Annotated in this window: 2 protein-coding genes; both read left to right on the top strand. The window is 71.6% G+C overall.

The genetic code is table 11. The annotated features are described in order from the left end of the window. Nucleotides 1-1,096, top strand: a 1,096-nt coding sequence (locus tag AC1DU6_RS30395; protein WP_477861797.1) for a spermidine synthase, incomplete at its 5' end; no start/stop codon positions are given. Nucleotides 1,097-1,141: 45 nt separating this feature from the next. Next, a partial coding sequence (locus AC1DU6_RS30390; RefSeq protein WP_477861796.1) for a metallophosphoesterase family protein occupies nucleotides 1,142-1,632 on the top strand: 491 nt, incomplete at its 3' end.

The following is a 1,632-nucleotide window of genomic DNA, read 5'->3' as shown; positions in this document are numbered from 1 at the left end:
CAACAACCGCCAGCAGGAAGGCAGCAGCGCGACGCTGCATGTCGACGGCCGCCAGGCCCTGCTGCCGCTGCTGCTGCATCCGGCGCCGCAGCGCGCCCTCTTCCTCGGCCTGGGCTCGGGCATCACTGCCGGCGTGGCCGCGCGGCTGCCCGGCGTGCAGGTGGAAGCCGTCGAGCTGCTGCCCGAAGTGATCGAAGCCGCCGCGATGTTCCGCCCCGCGCTGGGCGAAGGCCCCAGCCCGCGCCTGCTGGCCGCCGATGCGCGCCGCTTCGTACGCACCACCGCGCGGCACTACGACGTCATCGTCTCCGACAACTTCCATCCCGCCCGCAGTGGCTCGGGTGCTCTCTACACGGTCGAGCATTTCCGCGCCGTGCGCGAGCGGCTTGCGCCGCGAGGCCTGTTCTGCCAATGGCTGCCGCTGCACCAGCTCGACCTGGAAACGCTGCGCAGCATCACGGCGGCCTTCCTGCAGGCCTTTCCCGATGGCGCCGCCATCCTCGCCAGCAACAGCCTGGACACACCCACGCTGGGCCTTGTCGGGCGAATCGGAGATACCCGCTTTGCGCCGAGGGTGGTGCCGGTGCTGGCTGGGCATTTCGGCCTTGGCGACAGCTTCGCCGTGCTCGGCAGCTTCATCGCCGACGCCCCAGCGCTGCGCCGCCTCGCCGCGGACGCGCCGCTGAACACCGACGACCGCCCCTGGGTGGCCTACCGCGCACCGCGCGTCACCTATGCGCCCGACTCCGCACCGCGCGACCGCCTGCTGGCGCTGCTGGGCGAGGTGAGCGTCGACATGACCGCCCTGCTCGCCCAGCCGGATGCCGCAGCGGCCGCGCGCCTCTCGGCCTACACCCAGGCCCGCCGCGACTACCTGGACCTGGGCCGCCGCACCACACCCAGCGCAGACCCGGCCGTCATGCTGGCCCGCGTCGGCCCGCCGCTGCTGGCCGTACTGCGCCAAAGCCCCGACTTCCGGCCCGCTGCCGAACCGCTGCGCCGAATCGCGCAAGCGCTGGCCCCGCGCGACCCGGCAACCGCGCAACGCCTGCTCGCATCCCTGGCCGATATCCGCCCCGATCTCGCCGCCCCCTGACCCGGTGTTGGGCCGGCGTCAGCCCTTCGTGGCAAGCTGCGGCCCATGCGTTGGGCTTTCATCACAGACATTCATGCCAATAAACAGGCCCTGCAAGCCGTCCTGGCGGACGCGCGGGCCCAGGGCGCCACGCGCTATGCGCTGCTGGGCGACTTCGTCGGCTACGGCGCCGACCCGGCCTGGGTGGTCGATCAGGTCATGGCCCTGGTCACCGATGGCGCCATCGCCGTGCAGGGCAACCACGATGAAGCCGTGGTCCATGGCGGCACCCCGGGCATGCACCCCGATGCCCGCGCGGTCATCGACTGGACGCGCGCCCAGCTGAACGAAGACCAGTTGCGCTTTCTCGCGCGGCTGCCGTTGCAGGCTCACGGCGAGCCGGGCCATTGCCTGTTCGTGCATGCCAATGCCTTCGATCCCAACGGCTGGGAATACGTGCAAGGCCGCGCCGAGGCCGTGAAGAGCCTGCACGCCAGCGCGGCGCGCATCCAGGTCTGCGGCCATATGCACGAGCCCATGCTCTTCCACCTCTCCGG

It is taken from the genome of Roseateles sp. P5_B10 (genome assembly GCF_056400485.1).
This window is presented reverse-complemented; position numbering and strand designations above follow the sequence as displayed.